Origin of the sequence: Micromonospora sp. CV4, from assembly GCF_003667455.1 — a bacterium.
In the GTDB taxonomy this organism is placed as follows: Bacteria; Actinomycetota; Actinomycetes; order Mycobacteriales; family Micromonosporaceae; genus Micromonospora.
This window is the reverse complement of record NZ_RCVI01000278.1, coordinates 30292-53427: the sequence shown is the minus strand read 5'-3', so window position 1 is coordinate 53427 and position 23136 is coordinate 30292. Positions and strand designations below refer to the sequence as shown.

27 protein-coding genes and 1 pseudogene are annotated in these 23136 nt (G+C 69.9%); 17 read left to right on the top strand and 11 right to left on the bottom strand.

Annotation, left to right across the window (positions count from 1 at the left end):
• Positions 1-25 precede the first annotated feature (25 nt).
• From EAD98_RS17375 to EAD98_RS17350, 6 genes are all read right to left on the bottom strand, one after another.
• Entirely contained in the window at positions 26-502 is a 477-nt protein-coding gene (locus EAD98_RS17375; RefSeq protein WP_121655101.1) for a hypothetical protein, read from the bottom strand.
• Between the two features lie 225 nt (positions 503-727).
• Entirely contained in the window at positions 728-1690 is a 963-nt protein-coding gene (locus tag EAD98_RS17370) for a PfkB family carbohydrate kinase (protein WP_121655100.1), read from the bottom strand.
• A 146-nt stretch (positions 1691-1836) separates the two neighbouring features.
• Positions 1837-2583, bottom strand: a complete 747-nt coding sequence (locus EAD98_RS17365; protein ID WP_121655099.1) for a phosphotransferase family protein — start codon at positions 2581-2583, stop codon at positions 1837-1839.
• Positions 2584-2704: 121 nt separating this feature from the next.
• On the bottom strand, positions 2705-4762 hold the full coding sequence (locus tag EAD98_RS17360) for a glycogen debranching N-terminal domain-containing protein (RefSeq protein WP_233583862.1): 2058 nt from the start codon (positions 4760-4762) through the stop codon (positions 2705-2707).
• Between the two features lie 389 nt (positions 4763-5151).
• Complete coding sequence (locus EAD98_RS17355; RefSeq protein ID WP_121655097.1) at positions 5152-5631, bottom strand: SRPBCC family protein; 480 nt, start codon at positions 5629-5631, stop codon at positions 5152-5154.
• Positions 5628-5951, bottom strand: a complete 324-nt coding sequence (locus EAD98_RS17350) for a helix-turn-helix transcriptional regulator (protein WP_199723445.1) — start codon at positions 5949-5951, stop codon at positions 5628-5630. The genes EAD98_RS17355 and EAD98_RS17350 overlap by 4 nt, the downstream gene beginning before the upstream one ends.
• A gap of 128 nt (positions 5952-6079) precedes the next feature.
• On the opposite strand from EAD98_RS17350, the gene EAD98_RS17345 reads away from it, so the two are divergent.
• The 9 genes from EAD98_RS17345 (at position 6080) to EAD98_RS17305 (ending at position 13612) form a co-directional block, all read left to right on the top strand.
• Complete coding sequence (locus EAD98_RS17345) at positions 6080-6649, top strand: hypothetical protein (protein ID WP_121655096.1); 570 nt, start codon at positions 6080-6082, stop codon at positions 6647-6649.
• A 63-nt stretch (positions 6650-6712) separates the two neighbouring features.
• Positions 6713-7621, top strand: a complete 909-nt coding sequence (locus EAD98_RS17340) for a hypothetical protein (protein ID WP_158609812.1) — start codon at positions 6713-6715, stop codon at positions 7619-7621.
• Positions 7622-7732: 111 nt separating this feature from the next.
• Positions 7733-9022 (top strand): D-alanyl-D-alanine carboxypeptidase family protein, encoded by a 1290-nt coding sequence (locus tag EAD98_RS17335; RefSeq protein WP_147457415.1) that lies wholly within the window; start codon positions 7733-7735, stop codon positions 9020-9022.
• 91 nt (positions 9023-9113) lie between these two features.
• Positions 9114-9509: a GntR family transcriptional regulator gene (locus EAD98_RS17330; protein WP_121655093.1), complete on the top strand. Its 396-nt coding sequence runs from the start codon at positions 9114-9116 to the stop codon at positions 9507-9509.
• Positions 9506-10405, top strand: a complete 900-nt coding sequence (locus EAD98_RS17325; protein ID WP_121655092.1) for an ABC transporter ATP-binding protein — start codon at positions 9506-9508, stop codon at positions 10403-10405. The genes EAD98_RS17330 and EAD98_RS17325 overlap by 4 nt, the downstream gene beginning before the upstream one ends.
• Complete coding sequence (locus EAD98_RS17320; protein ID WP_121655091.1) at positions 10402-11379, top strand: ABC transporter permease subunit; 978 nt, start codon at positions 10402-10404, stop codon at positions 11377-11379. Before EAD98_RS17325 ends, EAD98_RS17320 begins: the two co-directional genes overlap by 4 nt.
• Positions 11380-11465: 86 nt before the next feature.
• The gene (locus EAD98_RS17315) at positions 11466-12185 is read left to right on the top strand and encodes an SDR family oxidoreductase (protein WP_121655090.1); all 720 of its coding nucleotides are present in this window, start codon (positions 11466-11468) and stop codon (positions 12183-12185) included.
• 235 nt (positions 12186-12420) lie between these two features.
• Positions 12421-13074 carry a Type 1 glutamine amidotransferase-like domain-containing protein gene (locus EAD98_RS17310; RefSeq protein WP_121655089.1) on the top strand — a complete coding sequence of 218 codons (654 nt, stop codon included), beginning with the start codon at positions 12421-12423 and terminating at the stop codon, positions 13072-13074.
• Between the two features lie 325 nt (positions 13075-13399).
• Positions 13400-13612 (top strand): DUF1737 domain-containing protein, encoded by a 213-nt coding sequence (locus EAD98_RS17305; RefSeq protein ID WP_121655088.1) that lies wholly within the window; start codon positions 13400-13402, stop codon positions 13610-13612.
• 72 nt (positions 13613-13684) lie between these two features.
• Here EAD98_RS17305 and EAD98_RS17300 read toward each other — a convergent pair whose 3' ends face one another.
• Positions 13685-13918, bottom strand: coding sequence for a hypothetical protein (locus EAD98_RS17300; protein ID WP_121655087.1), 234 nt, complete (start codon positions 13916-13918; stop codon positions 13685-13687).
• 55 nt (positions 13919-13973) lie between these two features.
• Between EAD98_RS17300 and EAD98_RS17295 the strand changes: the two genes are divergently transcribed.
• Positions 13974-14825, top strand: coding sequence for a hypothetical protein (locus EAD98_RS17295; protein ID WP_158609811.1), 852 nt, complete (start codon positions 13974-13976; stop codon positions 14823-14825).
• Between the two features lie 243 nt (positions 14826-15068).
• On the opposite strand, the gene EAD98_RS17290 is transcribed toward EAD98_RS17295, so the two are convergent.
• Genes EAD98_RS17290 through EAD98_RS17280 form a run of 3 tightly spaced genes read right to left on the bottom strand, consistent with a single transcriptional unit; the run spans position 15069 to position 16497 of the window.
• The gene (locus EAD98_RS17290; protein ID WP_121655085.1) at positions 15069-15632 is read right to left on the bottom strand and encodes a dihydrofolate reductase family protein; all 564 of its coding nucleotides are present in this window, start codon (positions 15630-15632) and stop codon (positions 15069-15071) included.
• Positions 15620-16126, bottom strand: coding sequence for an SRPBCC domain-containing protein (locus EAD98_RS17285; protein WP_121655084.1), 507 nt, complete (start codon positions 16124-16126; stop codon positions 15620-15622). The genes EAD98_RS17290 and EAD98_RS17285 overlap by 13 nt, the downstream gene beginning before the upstream one ends.
• Positions 16123-16497 (bottom strand): helix-turn-helix transcriptional regulator, encoded by a 375-nt coding sequence (locus tag EAD98_RS17280; RefSeq protein WP_121655083.1) that lies wholly within the window; start codon positions 16495-16497, stop codon positions 16123-16125. The genes EAD98_RS17285 and EAD98_RS17280 overlap by 4 nt, the downstream gene beginning before the upstream one ends.
• A 65-nt stretch (positions 16498-16562) precedes the next feature.
• On the opposite strand from EAD98_RS17280, the pseudogene EAD98_RS17275 reads away from it, so the two are divergent.
• From EAD98_RS17275 to EAD98_RS17260, 5 genes and pseudogenes are all read left to right on the top strand, one after another.
• Positions 16563-16691, top strand: a pseudogene (locus EAD98_RS17275) (nitroreductase/quinone reductase family protein); the annotation flags it as partial.
• A gap of 84 nt (positions 16692-16775) precedes the next feature.
• A complete protein-coding gene (locus tag EAD98_RS31595; protein ID WP_233583870.1) occupies positions 16776-17018 on the top strand; it encodes an MOSC N-terminal beta barrel domain-containing protein in 243 nt (80 codons plus the stop codon).
• Between the two features lie 161 nt (positions 17019-17179).
• Positions 17180-17473 (top strand): MOSC domain-containing protein, encoded by a 294-nt coding sequence (locus tag EAD98_RS31590; RefSeq protein WP_233583861.1) that lies wholly within the window; start codon positions 17180-17182, stop codon positions 17471-17473.
• A gap of 191 nt (positions 17474-17664) precedes the next feature.
• On the top strand, positions 17665-19107 hold the full coding sequence (locus tag EAD98_RS17265) for a CoA transferase (protein WP_121655082.1): 1443 nt from the start codon (positions 17665-17667) through the stop codon (positions 19105-19107).
• Positions 19108-19117: 10 nt separating this feature from the next.
• Positions 19118-19777 carry an MSMEG_1061 family FMN-dependent PPOX-type flavoprotein gene (locus tag EAD98_RS17260; RefSeq protein ID WP_121655081.1) on the top strand — a complete coding sequence of 220 codons (660 nt, stop codon included), beginning with the start codon at positions 19118-19120 and terminating at the stop codon, positions 19775-19777.
• Positions 19778-20062: 285 nt separating this feature from the next.
• Here the strand turns inward: EAD98_RS17260 and EAD98_RS17255 are convergent, their stop codons facing one another.
• Positions 20063-20788 carry a DUF4386 domain-containing protein gene (locus EAD98_RS17255; RefSeq protein WP_121655080.1) on the bottom strand — a complete coding sequence of 242 codons (726 nt, stop codon included), beginning with the start codon at positions 20786-20788 and terminating at the stop codon, positions 20063-20065.
• Positions 20789-20886: 98 nt separating this feature from the next.
• Here EAD98_RS17255 and EAD98_RS17250 point away from each other — a divergent pair, with 98 nt between their 5' ends.
• Together EAD98_RS17250 and EAD98_RS17245 are read left to right on the top strand one after the other, a co-directional pair.
• A complete protein-coding gene (locus tag EAD98_RS17250; RefSeq protein ID WP_121655079.1) occupies positions 20887-21594 on the top strand; it encodes a TetR/AcrR family transcriptional regulator in 708 nt (235 codons plus the stop codon).
• Positions 21595-21757: 163 nt separating this feature from the next.
• A complete protein-coding gene (locus EAD98_RS17245; protein WP_199723444.1) occupies positions 21758-23134 on the top strand; it encodes an NAD(P)/FAD-dependent oxidoreductase in 1377 nt (458 codons plus the stop codon).
• Positions 23135-23136 lie beyond the last annotated feature (2 nt).

Sequence of the window (23136 nt, the reverse complement as noted above, 5' to 3'; positions counted from 1 at the left end):
CTCCTCACCAGACGTCTGACGCGGCTCAGTCGGCTTGCAGGAGCAGCCCGAGGACCACCCCGTAGAGGACGTGGACGACAGTCACGACCGCGGGAGTCTGGATGCCGTAGTTGACGGCGAACAGGCCCGGCGGCTCCAGCACGGCCGTGCTGGCCGGGCCCGCCCGCTGGGAGGCCATGCGCGGGTGGACACCCGGAAGCAGGGGCAGGAGCACCGTCAGCGCGATCCCGACGTGGATGGTCCCCAGCAGCGCCCCGATCCACCAGGTGGCGCGGTGCAGCAGGGCGAACGTGGCCGCGTAGCCGAGGGCGAAGCCCTGACCGGCGCAGAGATGGATGAGGAACCCGACGACCCGGGCCCGGTCGGGATCCTCGGTGACGAGGGTCCCGAGTACCAGGGGAAAGTCGAGGCGGGTGAGGCCGGCCAGTTGAGCGGTGATCAGCACCGCGGTCAGCACCGCGGTGGCGACCAACCCGAACAACGCCCATCCGGCCCAGTCCATCTCAACGGTGGATCCGAGCCGTCGGCACGCGGCACCGCGACGTTCTCTCGGTCATCGGTCCGTCCTTCGGCTGGCCAACGGGAAAGGTCTGAGATCCTGATCTGGATGCCGGCGTCGTACCAACATCGGACGACAGTGGGCGCGCCGGGTTTTCACCATAGGTCACCGGGCTGGGCCGTATCGCCTGCTCACCGAGATGCAACCGGCCGCGTGGGTTCCGCGATCTCACCGGCTTGTCGATGCGGGCCCCGGCGCACGGTCGCCCCGCCGGGCGCGCAACGCGTCCGCGTTCAGGTTCGGCCGGCCGCCGGGATGTCCGACGGTCGCCCCGGCCGCGGCGACGGCGTATCGGGCGGCGGCTGGAGGCGGGTCGCCGCGCAGGAGCGCCGCGGTCAGAGCGGCGACCAGGGCATCGCCGGCTCCCGTGGTGTCCACCACCGTCTGATCGGTCAGGGGGACGAGCAGATGGCCGTCGCCCCACCGCTGGTCGCGCCAGACGAAGAGGTTCCCGGCGTCCACGCCGAAGGCGAGCAGCCCCGGCCCGGCCGCCAGGATGTCACCGGCCGCGGTCAGCACCCGGTCGATGTCGTCGGTGGGCGCCGCGGTCCACAAGCGTGTTTCGTGGGCGTCGGCGCGGACGACGTCCGCCGCGGCGAGCAACGCCGGACGGTCGCTCTCGCTGGCCGGCGCACCGTCCAGAACCACGAGCCGACCAGCGTCGTGGGCCAGGCGCGCGGCGGCGAGGGCCGTCGCGGGTGGCTGCTGCAACTGCACGAGTACGACGTCCGCGGCGCGGAGCAGCTCGGCGGAGGCGTCGACGTCGGCGACGGTGAGCAGCACCTCGGTGGGCAGGTGTTGCAGGTACCGCCACCGCCCGTCCCCGTCGAGCGCCTCCACGATCAGCCCGGTGGGGGTGTCCCGGCGGCGGGCCACCTGTGTGACGTCCACCCCGTCCCGGCTGGCCTGCGCGAGCAGGCTGTCGCCGACGTCGTCATCGCCGGCCGCGGCGACCAGCGCCACCGTCACGCCGAGCTGAGCGAGCGCCACCGCCTGGTTGGCGCCCTTGCCGCCCAGCATCTCGCGCCGCCCCCGGACGTCGGCCGCGTGACCGACCTCCGGCCACTGGTCGACCTGAAGGACGAGATCGCGGGCCAGCTGGCCGATCACCACCGCGCGGGGAATGCTCATGTCGCTCGGTTACCCCGTAACGGTCCCGACTACCGATCCGGCGAGGCGAGTGGGCCGACGGGACGTTGGCCACGTCGCGGAGCCGTGCCCGGGGCGTCACGGTTTCACGGTCCGAGGTGGACCGGTCCAACGGCTCCAAAGTCTGCCTAGGGTTCCTGCATCCGGGATCTGAGCACGTCGAATTCGCACCCCGGCGCGTCCGGATCGAAGCCGTGCTCGATCAGCCAGTGCGACGCCACCAGGCTGCGCAGCGACCACCAGGCGCGGATCACGTCCCGGTCCGCTCCCCCGCCGTAGCCGGCAAGCAGGTCGTCCAGGCGTTCCTCGTGCCCGATCGTCAAGGTGGCGAGGTCGAACATGGCGTCGCCGGGGGCGGCCTCGGACCAGTCGATGACGCCGGTGACCTCGTCGCCGTCGACGAACACGTGGGTGATCTGCAGGTCGCCGTGGATGAACACCGGTTTCCACGGCCGGAGCGCGGCCTCGGCGATCTCCCGGTTGCGCCGGATCACCTCGGCGGGCAGAACGGCGTGGGCGAGCAGCCACGCGCACTCGCTGTCGAGCTCCGCTGCCACGTCGTCGAGGCTGGGCCCCGGCCACGGCGGCAACGGCGCATCGTGCAGCCTCCGTATGGCGGCACCCGCCGCAGCCCACGCCGCTGGCGACGCGGCCGACGGTTCGCCGAGGAGGCCGAGCGCCCTGCCGGGCACGGCGGCGATCGCGAGCACGGGCGGCTCGCGCCAGAGGATCGCCGGGGTCGGTATCGGCGCCATGGCCATCGCCCGCACCTCGACGTCGGCGTGCGCCGGGTCGCCGTCGACCTTCAGGAACACGTCGCCGACGCGCAGCGTCGCGCGCTGGCTGTGGGCGACGACGACTTCCACCTCCTCCATACCGGCCATCCTGGCGGGGACGGCCGCCGATGTCGTCGGATTTTGCGGCCGGCGGGCAGCGCACTCTCTCGGTGGTGGCGGCGGTGTCGATCCTGGCGTATTCCGTGCTGCGGTTTGCGGCCTAGTCGACGAACGAGATGCGGAAATCGGAACCGGTGGCGTCGACACTCCACCGCCGGCCGGCCACCGGCACGCCGTGCAGGCCGACCCGTCCGAGTTCGACGGGGACGTGGGCGTCGGCCAGGAGGCGGTCCTCGCCCGGTTCGAGTCCGAGCATGGTGCGCAGGAACAGCAACGGTGCCCCGCTGGCCCAGGCCTGCGGGTTGCAGGCGGTGGGGTACGGCACGGGCTGGCGACCGAAGGACCGGTCGTAGCCGGAGAACGCTTCGGGCAGCCGGTGGTCGGAGTGCTGCGAGGCCTCCAGCATCGCCATCGCGATTCGGTTCGCTTCCTCCCGGTAGCCGTAACGGGCCAGCCCCGCCGCGATGATGGAGTTGTCGTGCGGCCAGACCGTGCCGACGTGATAGCCGATCGGGTTGTAGCCGACGTCGAGAGTCGACAGGGTGCGGACGCCCCATCCCGAGAACATCTCCGGAGACATGAGGTGTCGCGCGAGCTGACCGGCGCGATCGTCGGGGACGATGCCGCTCCACAGCAGGTGACCCATGTTGGAGGTCATCGAGTCGATGGGCCGCTTGTCGCCGTCCAGGCCGATGGCGTAGTAGCCGCCCCGCTCCGGGATCCAGTAGTCCCGGTTGAACCTCTCGCGCAGCTGCGCGGCCTCGGCGCGGAGGCGCCGGGCCAGCGCCGGGTCGTCCCACGGCCCGTCGGCGAGTTCCGCCACGCGCAGTTTCGCGTCGTAGGTGTAGCCCTGCGTCTCGCAGGTCGCGATCGGCAGAACCGGAATCGTCCCGTCGGCGTACTGCACACCGTCGGGTGAGTCCCGCCAGCACTGGTTGCCCAGGCCCTGGGTGGAGCGGGTGGCGTACTCGACGTAGCCGTCGCCGTCGCGGTCGCCGTGGTGGTCGATCCACCGCAGCGCGGCCTCGGCGTTGCCGCGCAACCGGCGCACCAGCGTGGCGTCCCGCGTCCAGCGCCAGTACTCGGACAGCAGGATCAGCCAGAGCGCCGTGGTGTCGGCGCCGCCGTAGTAGGGACGGTAGGGCTTGATACCGAGCCGGCTGAGCTCGCCCGAGCGGTACTCGTGGAAGATCTTGCCCGGCTCCTGGTCGGTGAAGTCGTCGAACACGGTGGCCTGATGCCGGGCCAGCACGATCAGCGCTCCCCGGGCAACCTCCGAGCCGCAGGTCATGGTCTGGTAGGCGGTGATCAGCGTGTCGCGGCCGAAGGCGGTCAGAAACCACGGCAGACCCGCGGACAGGAGGACAACGGGTTCGCCGGCGATGGTCTTCTCGAGCCGCATGGACACCAGATCGATCGCCGACCGGTGGTAGACGTCGCGCAGCAGATCCGTCTCCGCGTGCAGACGCGGCTTCTCCGTGCCCCATCGCGTCGACGGGTCCTCCGGCCCATGATCGAAGGCCTCGCCGAACCCGCGTACCACGGGCCGGCGGTCCTCACCGCCGCACCGCAGCGGCACACTCAACTCACAGCCCCACTGCTGTCCCCGTTCGAGGCGCAGGTTCCACACCAGGGCATCGCCGTCGATGAGGTCGGCCGGTGGGTCGGCCTCGACGCTCACCGAGGCGGCGTAGCTGCCGTTGCGGTAGTGGAATCCGAGTGCCGAGCCGTCCGGCCCGTCCTGGCGGATGATGTCCGGGGTGCGGTCGCGGCCGGACTCCTTGATCTCGAACAGGTCGGCGAAGTCGGTCCCGACGGCCAGGCGCAGTTGGATCGAGGTCGGCTCGGTGCCGAAGTAGCGCAGTTCGACGCGCTCGTAGAGGCCGTCGCCGACGAAGCGCTGCCGGCGCACGCCGACCCGATTCGCGGGCAGGTGGGGCAGGTCACCGTTCGCCAGGAAGAACGCCGCCGAGTAGGCGTCGACGGTCCCGGAGGAGAGCACCAGCAGTGGGGCGTCGTCGATGGTCAGCACCCACTGGTTGAGGAACCGGGTGTCGTCATGGACGAGACCGCCGATCGAGCCCTTCGGCACGTTCCCCGCGGCGTCGGAGAACATGAACGTCCGGCCTTCCAGCACACCGACCGCGTCGGGTCCCAACTCGGGAGGCAGGTCTCGAGAGGCGCCGCTGGACACCCCGTGTCCCACGGACATGTCCGGCCGGGGATCCGCAGGCGTCGGCCGCCGTGATGTCGCGGTCACCCACACCTCCTCAGGTTGTCGATGCGTGCCGGCCGCGGCCGCTGCCCGCGGCCGTTGACCGACGCCTGATGTCAGCGCACCGGGTTCCCGGTCACACGCAAGTCATCCCGCCACGTTCGCCGCGACTGGCGGGTGCGCGAATCCGGCTTTCGAGCGCCGCGATGGGCGGTACGGAGCCGACTGGCCGGTTCGGCCGGGATCGCGGCGACAACCGGCCAGTCGGTCCGCTCCTGCGAGACTCAGCCGCGCCTCGGCGACGGCGGCCGGCTACGGATCATCCGGCCCGCTCAGCTGTCCTGCGTGACCAGCGCGGCGTAGCGCGCGAGGTACAGCGGCCACCCTTCGTCGTGGGAGACGCCGTCGCTGACGGCCTGCCACCCGGGGCCGTGCCGGTCGATGTGGCGGTGCTCAAGTTCGACCCTGGTGCGCTGCGGGGTCTCGGCGACGAACCGGACCTCGACCTCGCTGGTGTTGTCCGGCTCGGTCTCGACCTGCCACTGCGGGCTGATGTCCCAGCTGAACACGACCCGGTTCGGCGGTTCGTAGGCGAGCACGCGCGCCCAGCGGCATTCGCTGCCGTCGGCGGCCCGGTCGTAGATGTGGCCGCCGACCTTCGGTTCGAACACGGTCTCGGCGATCGGTGCGCCGAGCAGATTGTGCTCGGGCGGTTTGAAGTCGCCGAACCGCTCGGTGAACACGGCGAAGGCTCGCGCGATCGACGCCTCGACGACGATCTGTCGGATCACCACGTCGGTTGCCTGGGTCATTGCTCCTCCTCGGTCGGTTCTTCGACGACGTCCTGATAGCTGTCCAGTGCCCGATTCCAGAACGTCTCCAGCTGATCTCGCAGCGCGGCCACGCCCGCCGGATTGAGCCGATAGACCCGCCGCGCGCCCGCCGCGCGGTCGGTGACCAGTCCGGCGTCCTTGAGCACCTTCAGATGCTGGGACACCGCCGGTCGGCTGATCGGCAACTCGTCGGCGAGCTCGCCGACGGCCCGGGGCCGTTCGGCCAGGCACGCGACGATGGCGCGCCTGGTGGGGTCTCCCAGCGCGTCCCAACCATCACCAGCTCGGTAAGTAGCCACGAACGGTAAGCTACGACTTACCAATTCGCGAGTCAAGGCACACAGCGGGCAGGAACCCGGGCTGGTGCCGGCGCTGCCCGCCCGCGAGGGGGATGGCACGGCCATCGGCAACCGGCGATCATGCCTCCATGAATCCTGCTCCGGGCGTCGTCTCCGTCGATCCGCTCCGGCCCCGTCGAATCTGGTACGCCGTCGCGGCGCTGATCGCCGCCGGCGGTGTGCTCGCCGCCGCCGCGGTGCTGTTGCTGGTTCCGTTCGGAGGTGACCTCGGGCAGCGGGTCACGTCCGGGCAACCGGTCACGATGCACCTTCCCGAGGGCGGAAAGATGGTGTGGGCCAAGGTCAGCGGCCCGGACGCACCAGGTGTGGACTGCGCACCGTCACGGGCGGAGGACCAGGGGCTTGGGGAGTGGCACGCGGTGTCGGCGCGCCTCGACGATCTCTCTCTGGACGCAGACGGCGAACGCTGGCGCGCGGTGCTGACGATTGCCGCCAGGCCGACCGGCACGTACACGGTGACCTGCACGGCTTCGAGCGGGCAGGGGACCGTGTCGCTGTCGATCGGTGATCCTCCCCGTTTCCACGACCCGCGTTCGAAGGCACTGGCGGGGCTGGCCGCCTCCGTCCTGGCACCCCTCGGCGTGCTGGTCGGCGCCGGGTTGGCGGGTGTCGTCGCGGTCCGGCGCCGGCGGCGGTGATCCGTCATCGACGGCTGGTCACGCTCGCGCTGCCCCCAGTCGGCCCGTGACATGATTGCGCTCATGGGGAAGCAGCAGGACGTCGGCGGGCCCGACCGTCAGAGCGGGTCAGGCACCACCAACCACCCTGCGGGCGAGGTCGGCGCGGACGCACGGCTCGCCCTCGCGCAGGACCCCACAACGTCACAGATGACCCTCATCGACCTGGCGTCCGACCCGTCGACGGTGGTTCGTAAGGCGGTCGCGTCCCGCACCGACGCACCCGCGCAGGCGTTGCGAACGCTGACCCGCGACCCGGACCGTCAGGTCCGGGAGGCCGTGGCGAGAAACTCCTCGACCTCGGTCGGCAATCTCCTGCGGCTCGTCAAGGACGCCGACCGGTGGGTCCGCTGGGCGGTCGCCGGCAACCCGGCCTGTGACGAGTCGGTTCGCCAGGTGATGGCGGCGGCGCCCGACAAGGAGCTTCGCGGCCTGCTCGCGGAGACGCAGGAGTTGGAGCCGGAGCTGGCCGCCAGGCTGATCAACGACGTCTCACCCGAGGTACGGGAACGACTCGCCACCGCCACCCACGACCCGGACGTGATCACCGCCCTGATGGCCGATCGCACCGCGCGCGTACGCAAGGGGGTTGCCCGCAATCCGCGGACCACCGCGGCGCAGCGCAGCGTCCTCGCCCAGGATCCCGTGGTCGACGTCCGCGCCGCGCTCGTTCGGGCGGTCGAGCTGGACGAGGCGGATCTGGAGCGCCTGGTTGACGACCGTTCGGCGCAGGTCCGACTGGCGATGGCGAAATCCGAGATCATCCCGTCGCGGATCCGGGAGGCCCTCGGGCGTGACCCCGACGACACGGTGGCCAGCGCGGCGCGCAGTTTCCGCCCGGGAGCCGGCAACTCCTCGGTGGTACGGGCTCCCCGCGTCGGTCATCGGCGCTCCGGGACCGGCCCGGGTCGACCGGGCGGCGCCACGCGCTGAGGAGCCGGCGACAAAGGCAGCCACCCGCACGGGTGACTCCCGGACACGGCCCGCCTCGGCCATGACCAGGACTGTTAACCTCCGGGATTCCATCTCGGGGGAGGTAACACGATGGATGGTCCGACGACATCGCCGACCGAGGATCTCGGGCAGCTGCCACCGGCGTCGCCAGCCCGGCGTCGTTCGCCGTGGGTGCTGGGTGGCCTACTGGTCCTGCTGCTGCTCATCGGCGGCGGGCTGTACGCCGTCGCGCCGCTGCGCAACCCGCTGCCGGCCCCGACGGTCGAGCTGACCCTGCCGGCGTCGATGACCATCCCCGGCACGGCGCCGCGACTGCCCTGGCCGCGTTCGGGTCAGGCGATGATCTCGGTGGACGGGCTGGGGACGCTCGGCGCCTTCGGCGGGTCGGAGCCCGTGCCGATCGCGAGCGTGACGAAGGTGATGACGGCCTACGTCATCCTCACCGAGCACCCGCTGGACGTCGGCGAGCAGGGGCCGGAGCTGACGGTCAGCGCCGAGCAGGCGGCCGCGTACCCGGCGGAGCAGGCACGCGGCGAGTCGCTCGTCGAGGTGCGGGCCGGCGAGGTGATCACCGAACGGCAGGCGTTGCAGGCGGTGCTCCTGCCCTCGGCGAACAACATGGCGCGCATCCTCGCGGCCTGGGACTCCGGCAGCGTCGCCGCCTTCGTCGAGAAGATGAACGCTGTCGCGGACAACCTCGGCATGTCCGACACCCACTACACGGACCCGTCCGGCCTCGACCCCGACACCATGAGCACGGCGCGCGACCAGGTGATTCTGGCGAGCAGGGCGATGGCTTTGCCGGCATTCGCCGAGATCGTCAAGCAGAAGCAGGCGACCATACCGGTGGCCGGCACGGTGCAGAACTACAACGAGCTGGTCGGCCGCGACGGGGTGGTGGGAATCAAGACCGGCTCCACCGACGAGGCCGGCGGCTGTCTCGTCTTCGCGGCGGTGGTCACCGTGGGCGGCCGCACGGTCAGCATCGTCGGCGCCGTCCTGGGCCAGCCCGGCGCGAACACCCCGGTCCAGCTGGATCGGGTCTTCGCGGCGACCCGGTCGTTGCTGCGCTCGACAGCGGCCGCGCTCACCGTCCACACGCTCGTCGAGGCCGGCGAGCAGGTTGCCACCGTGCGCGGCCCGCTCGACTCCGGCAGCACCATCAACGCCGCCGGGAAGATCGAGGTCGTCGGCTGGCCGGGCCTGCCGGTACGGCTCGACGCGCAGATCCCCGCGCTGTCGTCGCGGATCGCCGCCGGCGCGGAACACGGCCAGCTCACCGCCACGGTTGGTGACGGCGAGCCGGTCGCCACGGCGCTACGCACCGGGGCGGCGATGGAACCGCCGAGCACCTGGGAACGCATCCGCCACCACCGCTGATCGTGGTGCCGCGGTCGTGCGGGCGCGCCGGCTGTCTTGACCGCCAACGTGCTGCTTTACTATGCCACTAGTAAAGCAGTAAGGGGCTACCGTGTTCGTCTTCCGGCTCGACACCCACTCCGGCGTGCCGCCGTACCTGCAACTCGTCCAGCAGGTCCGCCAGGCAGTGCTGCTGGGCTTCCTCCAACCCGGCGACCGCCTCCCGCTCATCCGCGAGGTGGTCGAGGACCTGGCGATCAATCCGAACACCGTCGCCAAGGCGTACCGGCAGATGGAGCACGAGAACCTGGTCAGCGGCCGGCCCGGTCAGGGCACGTTCGTCAATGAACAGCAGTCGGCCGCGATGTCGGCATCGACGTACACGTCGCTGGGCCGCGGCCTGGCGACCTGGCTGCGCCGCGCCTACGCCGCCGGCCTCGACGAGCAGGCGGTCAACGCGCTTTTTGCTTCCGTCCACCAGCAGACCAGGAATGAGGACGTGGCGTGACAGAGACCGAGTTCGCGCTGCGCACCGACGGTGTGGGCAAGCGATACCGGAAGGGCTGGGCGCTGCGCGACTGCACCCTGGCCCTGCCTGCGGGCGGCGTGATCGCCCTGGTCGGACCGAACGGCGCGGGCAAGACCACGCTGCTGCGCCTGGTCGTCGGGTTGCTGGCACCGAGCACCGGCACCGTGGAGGTCCTCGGCCATGACGTCACGGTCAGCACCCCGCACACTCTGTCCCGGGTCGGGTTCCTGGCCCAGGACCACCCGCTGTACAAGCGCTTCACCGTCGCCGAGATGCTCCGCTTCGGCCGGGCCTGCAACCTGCGGTTCGACCAGGGGCTGGCCGAACGCCGGCTGGCGAAGCTGGGCATCCCACTCGACCGCAGAACCGGTACGCTCTCCGGCGGGCAGCAGGCCCAGGTCGCGTTGGCCCTGGCCCTGGCGAAGCGACCGGACCTGCTCGTCCTCGACGAGCCGGTGGCCAGCCTCGATCCGCTGGCCCGGCACGAGTTCCTCCAGGTCCTCATGGGCGCGGTCGCCGAAGGCGGGGTGACCGTCCTGTTCTCCTCCCACCTCGTGCACGAGCTGGAGCGCGTCTGCGACCACCTGATCGTGCTCAACCACGGCCGGGTCACGCTCACCGGTGACATCGACACCCTCCTCGCCGAGCACCGGCTGCTCGTCGGCCCTCGCACGGCCACCGACCTCGACCGGGCCGGCACTGTCGTGGAGGCCGTCCACAGCGACCGGCACACGACCCTGCTGGTACGCGACGGCGGGATCCCGGCCGCGCCCGGCTGGCAGGCCCAGCCGGTCGCGCTGGAGGACCTGGTGCTGGCGTACCTGCGCCGGCCGTCCGAGCCGAGCGCCCCGGTCGCGTCGGGGGTGGCGGCATGACCTGGTTGATCTGGCGCCAGCACCGGGCCGAGGTCTGCGTCCTGGGTCTGCTTGTCGGCATGTTCGGCAGTGCCCTGCTCGTGCTCGGGACGCAGGCTCACGACCTGTTCCCCGGCGGTCCCGCCCGGTGTGCGGGAGAGGCCGGTATCAACGAGGGCTGCGCGGCCTCCTTCCGTCGGCTCGACGAGGAGTACGGGTACGTCGAGAACCTCCTGGCGGGCTTCTATCTGGTCCCCGTCGTCATCGGTGCGTTCCTCGGTGCGCCGCTGCTCGCGCGTGAACTGGAGGGCGGCACCTGGCAGCTCGCCTGGACGCAGGCCGTGCCGCGGATGCGCTGGCTGGCCGCCAAGCTCGCGGCACTCGCCGGCGTCACCGTCACGCTCACCGCGCTGTTCACCGCGGTGCTCACCTGGTTCCGTCAGCCATTCGACGCGTGGGAAGGGCGGTTCCAGTACGACGCCTTCGACCTGGAGGGACTCGTTCCGGTGGCGTACGCGCTGTTCGCGTTCGGCGTCGCCACCGCCGCCGGGGCGATCCTGCGGCGCAGCCTGCCCGCGTTCGGTGTCGCGTTCGGGGCGTTCCTCGCCGCCCGGATGTCGGTGGCGCTGTTGGCCCGTCCCGCGTACGCCACCCCGCTCACCACCATGGAGCCGGTCCCCGTCGGCGGCTCGGAGGACCAGGCGGGGCACCGGCCCGTGGCCGGCTTCGCCGACTGGATGATCGAACACGGCTACGCAGACGCCACCGGGCGCAGGCTGAGCTCGACCGAGTACTACGAGCTGGAGGACGCCGCCAACCGGGCCGGCACCAATCTCAACCAGTTCCTGCACGCGCGGGGCATCCAGCAGTTCGGGGTCTACCACCCGGCCGACCGGTTCTGGACGTTCCAGCTCATCGAGGCGGCCCTGTTCGTCGCCGTCGCGGCGGTCCTGATCGGTGTGGTGGTATGGCGGGTGCGGCGCCGTGTGATCTAGTGCCCGACCACCTGGCCCACGACACTGGGACCCGGCGGGTCCCGGTCGGTTGAACTCAACCAGAGTTCAGATGCTTCACTTCGGCCATGAATCTTGACGGCCTGCGCGTCGCCATCACCGGTGCCGCACGTGACACCGGGCGACTACTGGCCGAAGCTTTCGCCGAGCGCGGCGCACAGATCTTCCTCTCGGCCCGCGACCTGGCTGCGGCCGAGCATGTTGCGGATGCGATCAGCCAGCGGGGGCCAGGTCGGGCTGATGCATTTTACTGCGACCTCGCCGTACCGGAGTCGGTGCGCGCGTTCGCCGCTGCCGTGTCCGATCGGACGAAGCACCTCGATGTGCTGATCAACAATGGTGCCCCATACATCGACGGTGACGACCTGGGAGACGTCTCGGACGACAAGATCGAAAGCGTGATGGCTGCGGGCGGGACCGGCACCATGTTGGTGACCAAACATCTACTGCCACTGCTACGGGCATCTCTGCGGCCCGACATCGTCAACATGATCTCCGCATGCGGCGAGGTGGGGCACCGCCGCTCGGGTGCACATCCGGCGTTCTACGCCGCTAAGCATGCCCACGCCGGACTCGCTGAGATCCTGTCGCACCGGCTCCGGCCAGAAGGGATCCGGGTGATCTCACTGTTTCCGCCGGACTTCGTTCAGGACGGGCCCCGACAGGCAAACAGCGACCTCACCGCGCGATCGGTCGTCGACTGCGCGCTTTTCGCGGTCGGCCAGCCACGAGACTGCTTCATTCGCGAGTTCCACTTCGAGCAGGTTCGGCGGGCGTCCACACCCTGACCGCTCACCGCGCGAAGCAGCCCGAGCCCGGTCGAGGGCCCTCGGCAGAGATCCGCCCTCCAGACTGTCACCGCGTGAACCGAGGTGAGATGCGCGGAACTGTCGATGTGCCTGTGGGGGCTTGAGGGGTCGCAACGGCGATGAGTTTCGTAGCGGCGTCCAGTCTGTATTCCTGTACACCCGATCTCCCGACTCTCAAGGAGAGCGTCATGAGCGCTACGTACAGGAGGCAAGCGTGAAGCTTCTTCTCACGTCCGCGGGCGTCCAGAACCCGAGCATCCGCGATGCGCTGGTCGACCTGCTGGGCAAGCCGATCGCCGAATCCAGTGCCCTGTGCATCCCCACGGCGGCCCACCCCATGGGCGGGCCAGCATCGGTCTGGCGCTTCATCACCGGTCAGACGCCGCTACCCATGTGCGGCCTGGGCTGGAAGTCGCTGGGCGTCCTCGAGCTGACAGCGCTGCCCAGCATCGGCGAGCAGCGGTGGGTCCCCTGGGTCCGGGAGGTTGACGTCATCCTCGTGGCCGGCGGCGATGCGACGTACCTGTGCCACTGGATGCGGCAGTCCGGGCTGGCGGACCTCCTGCCGTCGCTGCGGGACACCGTCTGGGTGGGGTTGAGTGCTGGGAGCATGGTGCTGACCCCCCGGATCGGCGCGGACTTCGTCGAGTGGCAGTCCGCGCCCGACGACCGCACACTGGGGGTCGTCGACTTCTCGATCTTCCCGCACCTGGGTCTCGAGCCAGACAACACCATGGCTGGTGCCGAGAAATGGGCGGCCGAGATCGCGGGTCCGGCGTACGCAATCGACGACCAGACGGCCATCAAGGTGACCGACGGCACCGTCGAGGTCGTCTCCGAGGGGCACTGGAAGCGGTTCCCCGCGTAGCCGCGGCCAACGGTGATCGGCGTGGCGAAGCACCGCTCATGCCGCCAACCGCGCGTCACTGACGGTTGCCGCCTGCCGCTCGGGCGGCCGGACGTGCCGCAGAGTGGATCCCGGGGGTCATGAAGCCGACCAGCAAACCGAGACCATCCTGCGCCGCCACCCCTAGGTCGACTTCGAGGTGAACGCCCGCGAGCCTGCACTCCACCATCGAACAGCGGCATTAGCCCGAAATCACACAACCGGATCTGCCGCTGGTCGCGCGCGAGCACGACGGGCTGGTGGCGACGACTGTTGCTCAGGCACGACCGGGCGGCACAATGCGACGGTGTCAGATCATTCTGAGCCGCTCGGCTACCGGCTCATCACCGGGCCCGATGACGCTGACTTCTGCGCCCGCGTCAGCGGCCTCCTCGACCAGGGCTACCGGCTTCACGGCTCACCGGCGCTGACCTTCAACGGGGAACGCGTCATCGCCGCTCAAGCGTTGGTCCTGCCGAACGTCGCCGGGCCGGAGCCGGCCGAGGGCAGCCCCAGATAGGGGCGGACGCTCATGGCCGCCTACCGAGCCTCACGTTACGTGGCGGCCAACGACAGCGCCCAACGCTGCCGATCAGCGGATGGCAGGCGGCGGTCGCGAGTATCGACGATTTTCACCGCATGTTACGGACTGCCAGGCGATCTCCTGCCGCGACAGCGCCGCCTCCTCGTCGCGGTCGCACAGCAGCAGCACCCTGAACGGGACGCCCTTGCCGTCTGGCTGGCCGAGCGGGCTCACCCAGTACCGAAGGGCTCGCGACCGGATCCGGAACAGCGTGTGCTGATCCTCGGCGCGCCGTCCATCCATTGCCGTCGGGGCTCACTCGGGTGGTCCGTAATTCCCTGCAGCAGGGGGGAAGGCCATGGCATTATCGTTCGCCATGTGGGCCGACGACCCGAGGATGACCTTGCCGTTCCGCTGGAACTTGGTGACACCGGATCGACTGGGTTCGTTCTTGGACGGGGATTGCCACCCCGATCTGTGGTTTGCGGAAGAGTTGGTGGATTGCTCGGCCAGGGTGTTAGCCCGTTCCGGTGGCGGCGCGTTGTATTTCGTCGGACGCTCGATGGATTCGATGTACGATCTGCTCACTGGAGTGCTGGCCGATGAGCCGAGGTTGATGCGGTTGCCATTCAGCAGCCTTTCGGAGGCTTGGGTGCCGCGTGATGAGTGGCGCGAAGAGGCTCGCCTCATCCTGACTCGATGTGGCGTGACGCCGTTCCGCCTGGCCCGCACCGGCGATCCTGTCTCGTTCGTCGACATCGTGTCCACCGGTAGGACCTTCGAGAGCCTGTATTCGCTGCTCCGCGACTGGGTCGAGGAGCAGCGGGAGCCGTGGGACGTCGTCCGCCGAAAGATTCGTTTCATCGGGGTCGTCGCCCGTGGTAAGACGAGTCCGAAAACGCGACGGTGGCAGCAGCGCGCAGGCTGGACCGCGGACTTGCCGTCCGGCGCGGTCAGCAACGTGTCGATGGATCCGTCGCTATATTCCTATCTGGCAGAGCGGCAGGAGAAGCTGACAGCGAGCTTCGGTCCGAGCCTTCGCGAGGGGGTCGGAATCCGACGCGACAGCCGCGTGCGATATGCCTTGGCAGAGGCCGTCGCCTTGGTGGCCTACGGCCGACGCCCGGAAACACTGGCGACGTTGGTCCGGAACCTGTCGACTCAAAAGCCATACCCGAGAAAGTGGCTCGCCACGCTCACTCATGCGTGACGCTGCTTCGGCGTAGGTGCCGCTTCGCTCGGCGGCCGTCCGCGCTCAGCACACGGTGCACGCTCTTGCCGCGATCCGGGCGCTCTGCATCGTCACAGTGGTCGGTGCGGCCGGCGGTGGTTGACGCCCGGGCGTACTGCGACTTGACGCAACCCAAGTTCGTGATGGGCGGCCTCAACCGGCCAATCGGTCGTCAGCGCTCCGCGTGTCAGGCAAGCGCCGGCGATCGGACAGGGCTGTCGTTCACTGCCCGCGGGGTCGGTAGCGGAGGTGTACGATGCCGTTTCGGAATCGGCGCTCATCGAGGAGTTCGAGGTCGGCGCGCATGCCGGTCGGCAGCCCTGGCTTCCCCCCGCCGACGACAACGGGCAGGATCAACAGCTGGCACTCGTCGACCAGCCCGGCCTTCAAAGCCTGCGCCGCGAGGTCGGCACCTCCTACGGTGAGATCGCTGCTGGCCGTGGCCTTCAGTTCTCGTACTGCGGCGGGGTCGAAACGGCGTTCGAGTCGGGTGTCTTCAGTTGACACCGCGGCGAGGGTCGTGGAATAGACGACTTTGCTCGCCGCCTGCCAGGCGCTCGCGAAGTCGGCCGTGAGGTCGGACTGCGCGGCCAGAGCGGCGTCGGTCTCCCAGACGGCCATCGCCTCGTACAGGCGCCGCCCGTAGAGTAACGTGCCCACGGACCGCAGGAGGTCGGTGTGGAACGCGAAGACCTCGTCGCCGATTGGGAACCAGTCGAACGCGCCGCGTTCGTCCTCGATGTAGCCGTCAAGCGACACGTTGGTCACGTAAATCAGCTTTGCCATGCCTCTACCTCTCGGTGATTAGCTGCAACAGCCTGGACATTCGTCAGGGTGGCGCCGAGCTTGGTGAACGCTTGGCGCCAACCCTCCTCGCTGGGGTGCGCCAGATGTTCGGGGAGCCACTGGCGGATTTCCAGTCGCGTCCGCCCGTCGACTTCGTCGTGGAACTCGATTCGGAGTCTCGTCTCGAACGGCTCGATGCCCTCCTGCAGCCGGCCACCGACGTGCATGATGCCTTCGAGCAGTTCGCCGTCGGCGACGTCGATGAGGTCGACGTGGATGTGCACGCGAAGCTCCGGTTCGGCTGCGTTGACCTCCGTCCACCGTTGAAAGCCGCCAGGCCGTACGTCGAACTCGATCTCGTCGCGCGGCAGTGAGTTGCCGATCGGGCCCCACCACGCCGCCAGGTGGTCGGGATCGGTGAAGGCTCGGTAGACGAGCTCCCGCGGCGCGTCGAACACGCGAGAGATGACGAGCTGCGGAGTGTCGGTGTTCATTCGAGTTCCCTGGGGTCGTCGGTCATCCGGTCCGTTGCCCGTTCGGCGGCCTGCACCGCGGCGAGGTGGGCATCGAGGCGGGTGAGAGACGAGTCCCAGAACCGCCGGTAGCGCTCGATCCAGTCGGCCGCCTCGCGCAGCGGGGCAGCTTCGAGGTGGCTCGCGCGCCACTTGCCCGACCGTGACCGCGAGATGAGCGCGGCGCGCTCGAGCACTTTCAGGTGCCGTGACACCGCCGGCATCGAGATCGACAGAGGAGCGGTGAGCTCGGTGACCGTGGCGTCGCGTGCGGCCAGCTCGGCGATGATCGCCCGTCGAGTCGGGTCGGACAGCGCCGAGAACACCGCGCTGAGCTGATCGGTGCCAGCCACCGGAAGCTCCCTTCACTTAACCACTATGTTAAGCGTATTGAGAGGCGAGCGATGTTGTCAACGGGATGCGAGGTGCGCCCACCAGTCCCGACTGGTACGACAACCTGCTCGCTCACCCGCAGGCCCAAGCGGAGATCGGTACGGACAAGGTCGAGTTGGTCGCCAGAGTTGCCGCCGGGAACGAGTGGGAACGTGGCGCAAGAGCAGTTGGTCAACGATCCGGCTGTCCGAGTCGGACGAGCTCATACGTCGGAACTCCCGGGACCTACTCTCGGCGTGTGAGAGTCGCCGAGATCCGCCGGTACCCGATCAAGTCGATGCTCGGTGAGGCGGTGCCGCTTGCCGAAGTAGGCGAGCGAGGCTTGGCCGGCGACCGACTGTGGGCGGTGCGCGACCTGGACGGCAAGCTCGGCAGCGGCAAGAACACCCGCAGGTTCCGGCGGATGCCGGGCCTGTTCCGGCTTCAGGCGTACGCGGCGGACGATCGTGGAGTTGCCCGACGGTCGTCGCTTCGCGGCTGACGATCCGGTCGGGCACCGCGCCGTCAGTGAGGTGCTCGGCCGGACAGTGACGCTCGCCCCGGAGGAAACGGTCTTGCACCACGATGAGGGGCCGGTCAGCCTCATCACGACGGCTGCGCTGCGCCGGGCTGACGGAGCTCAGCGGCGGCGAACCTGGCGGCATGGACGTCGATCCGCTGCGGTTCCGGGCCAACCTTCTGATGAACATTCCCGGCAGCGGCTTCCCGGAGGACGGCTGGCCGGGGCGACGGCTGCAGGTTGGCCCGGACGTCGTCCTGCGGCCGGTCCGGCCGCTCACTCGGTGCGTGATGATCGACATGGCACAGGATCGGGCGGGCGAGCGGAACGATCTGCTCAAGACCCTCGCTGAGTACCACGAGCTGACCTTCGGGGTTTTCGCCACGGTCGAGCGGCCAGGCCGGGTCGCCGCCGGCCATGTGTGCTCCTGGGCATAGGTCGAGAAGGAGCGCCGCGACATCCGCAACGGCGACCACCGCAGCTGGTGCACGCTCATGGCTCCCTCTGTGTCAAGACGCCAACAGGAGCGGCGTTCTTTGAAGGGCGCTCCTCTGCTCCCGCCGGCGGGTGAGCAACGGCACCCCCAGCAGGTCAATCCGGGCCAGCAGGAGTCGGAAAGGATGTCCGGATGGTGACTCTGTTGGACGGCGTACTGGCAGACCTGGGGTTGGTGGATATCGCCGGGCCCCGGCTGGCCGGAGATCCACAGCCGGCGGTGCTGTCGTCACCGCTCGCGGTCGCCGAGTGCGCAATCGCGTCCGTGGCCGCCAGTCTCGCGGCTGCCGCTGATCTGGCTTCTGCGCGCACCGGTCGGCGGCCTGACATTGCGCTCGACACGGCGCATGTGGCGGCGGCGATGCGCAGCGAGGTCTGGCTCCGCGACGCAGACGGGCGGGGGATCGACGGCTTCGCTCCACTGTCTCGGTTGTGGCGGGCTGCGGACGGTTGGGTGCGCACCCACGCGAACTATCCGTGGCATCGGACGGCTCTGCTGGCGTCCCTCGGTGTTTCGGACGGTCGGGACACCGAAGTTCAGGCGTTGGTGGCTGACGCCATAGCCGCGCGCCCGGCGTCGGAGGTCGAGCGTGTTGTGTATGCCGCGGGAGGGTTGGCCGTGGCGGCTCGCAGGCAGGCCCAGTGGCAAGCCGACAGCGGATGCAGCACGGTGGTGACGTCGCCGCTCGTGGGCATGGTGCCGCTCAGCCGTGGCTCGCTGCCGCCAGCCGAACCGGGCCCGCTTCCGGCGTCGGGGGTGAAGGTGCTCGACTTGACGCGAGTCATCGCCGGCCCCGTTGGTACCCGGATGCTGGGCGCGCTCGGTGCCGACGTGCTACGAGTCGACGATCCGCATCGCCCGGAGTTGGCGCTGCATGCCGTGGACGGAGTGATCGGTAAGGCAAGCGCAACCCTGGATGCCAGCACGGAGAACGGCCGTCAAGCTCTGCATCGCCTCGTCGACCAAGCCGACGTTCTCGTGACCGGCTACCGGCCCGGAGCGCTGCGCCGTCTCGGTCTGGACCCTGAGCAGGTAGCGGACCAGCACCCCGGCACCATCGTCGTCACGCTCTCGGCGTGGGGAACGGACGGAGCTTGGGGCACACGGCGCGGGTTCGACAGCCTGGTGCAGATCGCCACCGGCGTCGGCTGGGCTACAAGCACCGACGGGATCCAACCCGGCGCGCTGCCCTGTCAGTTGCTCGACCACGCCACCGGCTACCTCATCGCTGCTGGTGCACTGGCCGCATTGGGTCGACGCGTCCGCACCGGCGATGCCACCCACGTCTCTGTATCCCTCGCCAGGACGGCACGATGGCTGCTCGACCGGGGCATCACGCCAACCAGGCAGAGCGCGGGCGATGACCCGAAGCGCCAAGCCGACAGTTACCGAACAGCACTCGGAAACGGGTGGAGCGCGATCAGCCCACCAGGTCAACTCGACGGCCGCCCGCTGAGCTGGCCTCACCTACCACCCGCCTACGCTCAAGCACCGCCCGATTGGAGCTCAACTCCCGGGGCCACCCCGCGAGAGGGCTCGAGCTACGCCGTAGCTCCGGCCAGGTCGGTCCATTAGGGTCGGCAGCATGACGCGAGCCCTTGCCGGCAGTGCCTTCGACTCGTTGCGCCTTGATGCCGTGTCGGACCAGGAGGCGCTGCGCCGGGCCTACGATCTTCCGAGCGACGCGGCCGTGCGGAAGCAGATGACCGAACTCACCGAGCAGACCCAGCGGTTGATCGGCTGCTCGTCGCTGGTACTGGTCGCGAGTGTGGACGCCGAGGGCAACTGTGACGTCTCTCCGCGGGGCGGTCCCGCCGGGTTCGTCGCCGTCCTGGACGCGCGGACGGTGGCGGTACCGGACGCGACTGGCAACAAGCGTCTGGACACAATGCAGAACGTCGTCGCCACCGGGCGGGCCGGGCTGCTGTTCGTCATCCCGGGGCGTACCACGACGCTCAGGGTGAACGGCCGGGCCTGCGTCTCCACTCGCCCCGAGCTGCTGTCGCAGCTGACCGCGGTGGGTAAGCCGCCGGCCAGCGCGCTGGTGCTCGGGATCGAGGAGGTCTACCCGCACTGCCCCAAGGCGCTGCTGCGCGGCGGGGCCTGGAAGCCGGAGCAGTGGCTGCCCGCGGACGCCCAGCCGACCTCGGCCGAGGTGACGCTGGCCCAGCTGCGGATGCCGGGGCTGACGATCGCCGACATCGAGCGGGCGGAGATGGAGTCGCTGAAGTACCGGTACGAGTGACGGGCCGCACAAGCAGAGCCCCCTGGTGACCACAGCGGACATGGGAGCATCCGTGGATCAGCCGTTCGACGCCGTCGCCGCGTGGCGGGCCGCCGGCGAGGCACGTGACGCCGCCGGTGCGGTCGCCGCCCTCAGCCCTGATGTCACTTTGAATGGCCGCCACCGGTGAACAAAGGATCATGCCGAGAGTGGCGCCCCGGTAGCGGCTCATCGCCGGGTCAGTACCGAGACCTGTATTGATCGGTCCAGCTCACGCACCGAGCGTGAAGCGCACTGATCGCGGGGTCAGTCGGCGGCCGACCCGATGGTCTGTGGCGTAGCCTCCGGCTGCTGGTCTGGCGGTGTCTGGTCGAGCGCGTGGCCGCGGACGCCGCGCGTCAGCAGGTAGCCGATCATCCAGAACTCGCCGACCGTCGCCGGTAGGACGAGGGCGTCGGCGACAGCCTGGGCGCCGGGGGCGAGGTATCCGATGAATGCGCTGAGCAGGTAGCCGATGCCGCCACCGACGAGGAGGTAGCCGAGCGGGCGGGGCATCCAGTTTGAGCGCAGCACGCAGGTGCCCATGGGGATGAGCCACAGGCCGAAGAACAGACCTCCGACGCCCCACAGGTTTCCGCTGGCCAGGTAGAGGACTTGGACGGTGGCCGCCGCGTCGCCGACGGGGTCCAACGCGATGTCGAGTGCCGTGGCGAGCAGGGCCGCGCTGACGAGGATCACGACCGCGTTGATGAGCCCGAACGCGGCGATGGCGCTGGCGGCGCGCGCGTCGGCGGCGCGGAACAGCCGGTGGAACCAGACGGCCGCGAGGGCCTGGGTGACGACGATGAGCAGTTCGAAGGCGACGCCGGCCCGGGCTAGCGACTGGTGCTGGACCAGGTTGGCGAGCGTCGCGCTGGGGTCGTCGGCCGCGAAGAGGCGCGGCCGGATGAGCAGAAAGCCGAGTGCGCCGGCGATGGCGAGGCCGAGGTAGAGGATTCCGGTCGTGCGGGCGGTGCGGATCAGCGTGGGCATGGTGGCTCCTCGGGGAGGCCGTGAGGTGGTCGCGATCCAAGAGCCTTACAACGTAAGGGAACCATACGATGTAAGGTGCTGGCAAGAGGGGGAGACAGGTGACAGCGAAGGCGTCTCGGCAGCCGCTCAGCCGTGAGCGAGTACTGGCGGCAGCGGTCGCAGTGGCGGACGCGGAGGGAATCCAGGCCCTGACGATGCGCCGCCTCGCCGGCGACCTCGGCGTCGAGGCCATGTCGCTCTACCACCACCTGCCCGCCAAGGAGGCACTCCTCGACGGCGTCGTTGAAACCGTGATCGCGGAGATCGACGCCGCGGTCGGCCGCCTCACGACGAACGGTGACGGCGAAGACTGGCGTACGCGGCTGCGCGGGCAGTTCCTCGCGGCACGTCAGATCATGGTGCGTCACCCGTGGATGCCCGCGCTGTTGGGCACCCGCCGCGCCATCCCCGTCGGCCTGTACGCGTACTACGACGGGATCGTGGGGACCCTTCTCGGGGCCGGGTTCTCGCACCACCTCGCGCACCGCGCGGTGCACGCGTTCGGCAGTCTGCCGCTCGGCTTCGCGCAGGAGGTCTTCAGCCCGGCGGCGGCGGGCGGGAGCATGGAGGCCGACGTGGCGGAAGCGGACCTCGCCGCGATGGCCGGGGCCCTGCCGAATCTGACGGCCATGGTGGCGATGGAGATGCACGACGGCGCCGACCCCACCCTCGGCTGGTGTGACAGCCAGCTCGAATTCGAGTTCACCCTCAACCTGCTCCTGGACGGGCTCGAACGCCTCCGCGACCAGAACCAGGTCAAGAGCTGATTCACGACAGATCCCGCGCGGCGAACCTGCGCGGGTAACGTCCGACGGCTGTGCAACGATCGACGGGCGTCACGTCGAACGGCCCACCCCGCCGGTCTGTCCGCGCGCCGTCGCGGCCGGACACGGGGGAGGGCGCCACACCTCGTACCCCTTGGAGAGCACGATGCCCCTCTCCCCGCCTCGGGTCTTCGCCGCGCTCAACGCTGTGCTGCCCCCCGACCAGGCGTGCCCGGTCCTGGGCAAGGCCGTCGTGCTCGGCGGCAGCATCGCCGGACTGCTGGCCGCCCGGGTGTTGTCCGACTACGCGGAGAGCGTCGTCATCATCGACCGGGACGACCTGGAGGTGACAGGTGAGCGGCCCGGCGTGCCACAGGGGACGCAGCTGCACGCGCTGCTGCCCGGGGGCTTCCTCCAGTTCGAGCGCCTGTTCCCGGGATTCCGCGAGCAGGCCCTGGCCCAGGGAGCGGTCGAGGCGCCGCCCGCGGCGAGGCGAAGCTACCTCGACGGCCGCCTCAAGGTGATCGTCCCCGATGATGCCGACAGCCTGGCGGGCAGTCGGCCTCTCCTGGAGGGGCTGATCCGCCAGCAGGTGCTCCGACTGCCGAACGTCAAGACGGTCACCGCCCGCGCCACGGGTCTCGTGTTCGACGGTGCCGTGGCCGCCGGTGTGCGCTGCGACGTCGGCGGGGTTCGGGGAGTCGAGTGCGGTGACCTCCTGGTGGACGCGATGGGACGGTCGAGCAGGCTCTCCGACTGGCTGGAGCAGGCCGGTTGGGACCGACCCACCACACGGCGGCTGACCGTGCACCTGAACTACGCGACGGCCCTGTTCCGACGTCCCGAGGTGGACCCGGCTCTGGCGGTCGTGATGGCCCTGCACACGCCGGGGACGTCGCTGGACGTGGCCGGCGCCGCGTTCTTCGCGGTCGAGGGCGGCCGGTGGATGGCCATGATGGCCGGCTACGGGGACAACCGCCCGGGCCGCACGGCGGAGGACTTCGTCCGTCGGCTGCGGGAGCAGTTCCCGCCGGAGTTCGGCGAGGTCGCCGCGAACGAGATGCTGGGCGACGTTCAGACCTACCGCCATTCCGACAGTCGCCGGCGGGATTTCCACGCGCTGAAGCGCTTCCCGGCGGGGCTGGTCAGCGTCGGTGACGCCGTCGCCTCGTTCAACCCGGTGTACGGGCAGGGGATGACGGCGGCGGCTCTGCACGCGGCCTGTCTGTCGCTGTACCTACGGTCGGGCCCGGATCTGAGCGTGCCCGCCCGCAGATACCTCGACCTGCAGAAGGTCGTGGTCGACGCCGCCTGGTCGACGTCGACCTCCGCCGACCTGGCGTTGCCGAACGTCGACGGCCCCTACCCGCGTGGCTACCGGTTCTCCAGCTGGGCCAGCCGGCAGATCGTCACGGCGACCGTCACGGACGTGGCGACCGCGCGACGGTTCAATGAGGTCGTCTCGATGCGGGAGCACCCGCGTTCGCTGGCCACACCCCGCGTGCTCCTGGGCGCCCTGCGCGCCAACCGGCGGGCGCGCTGACC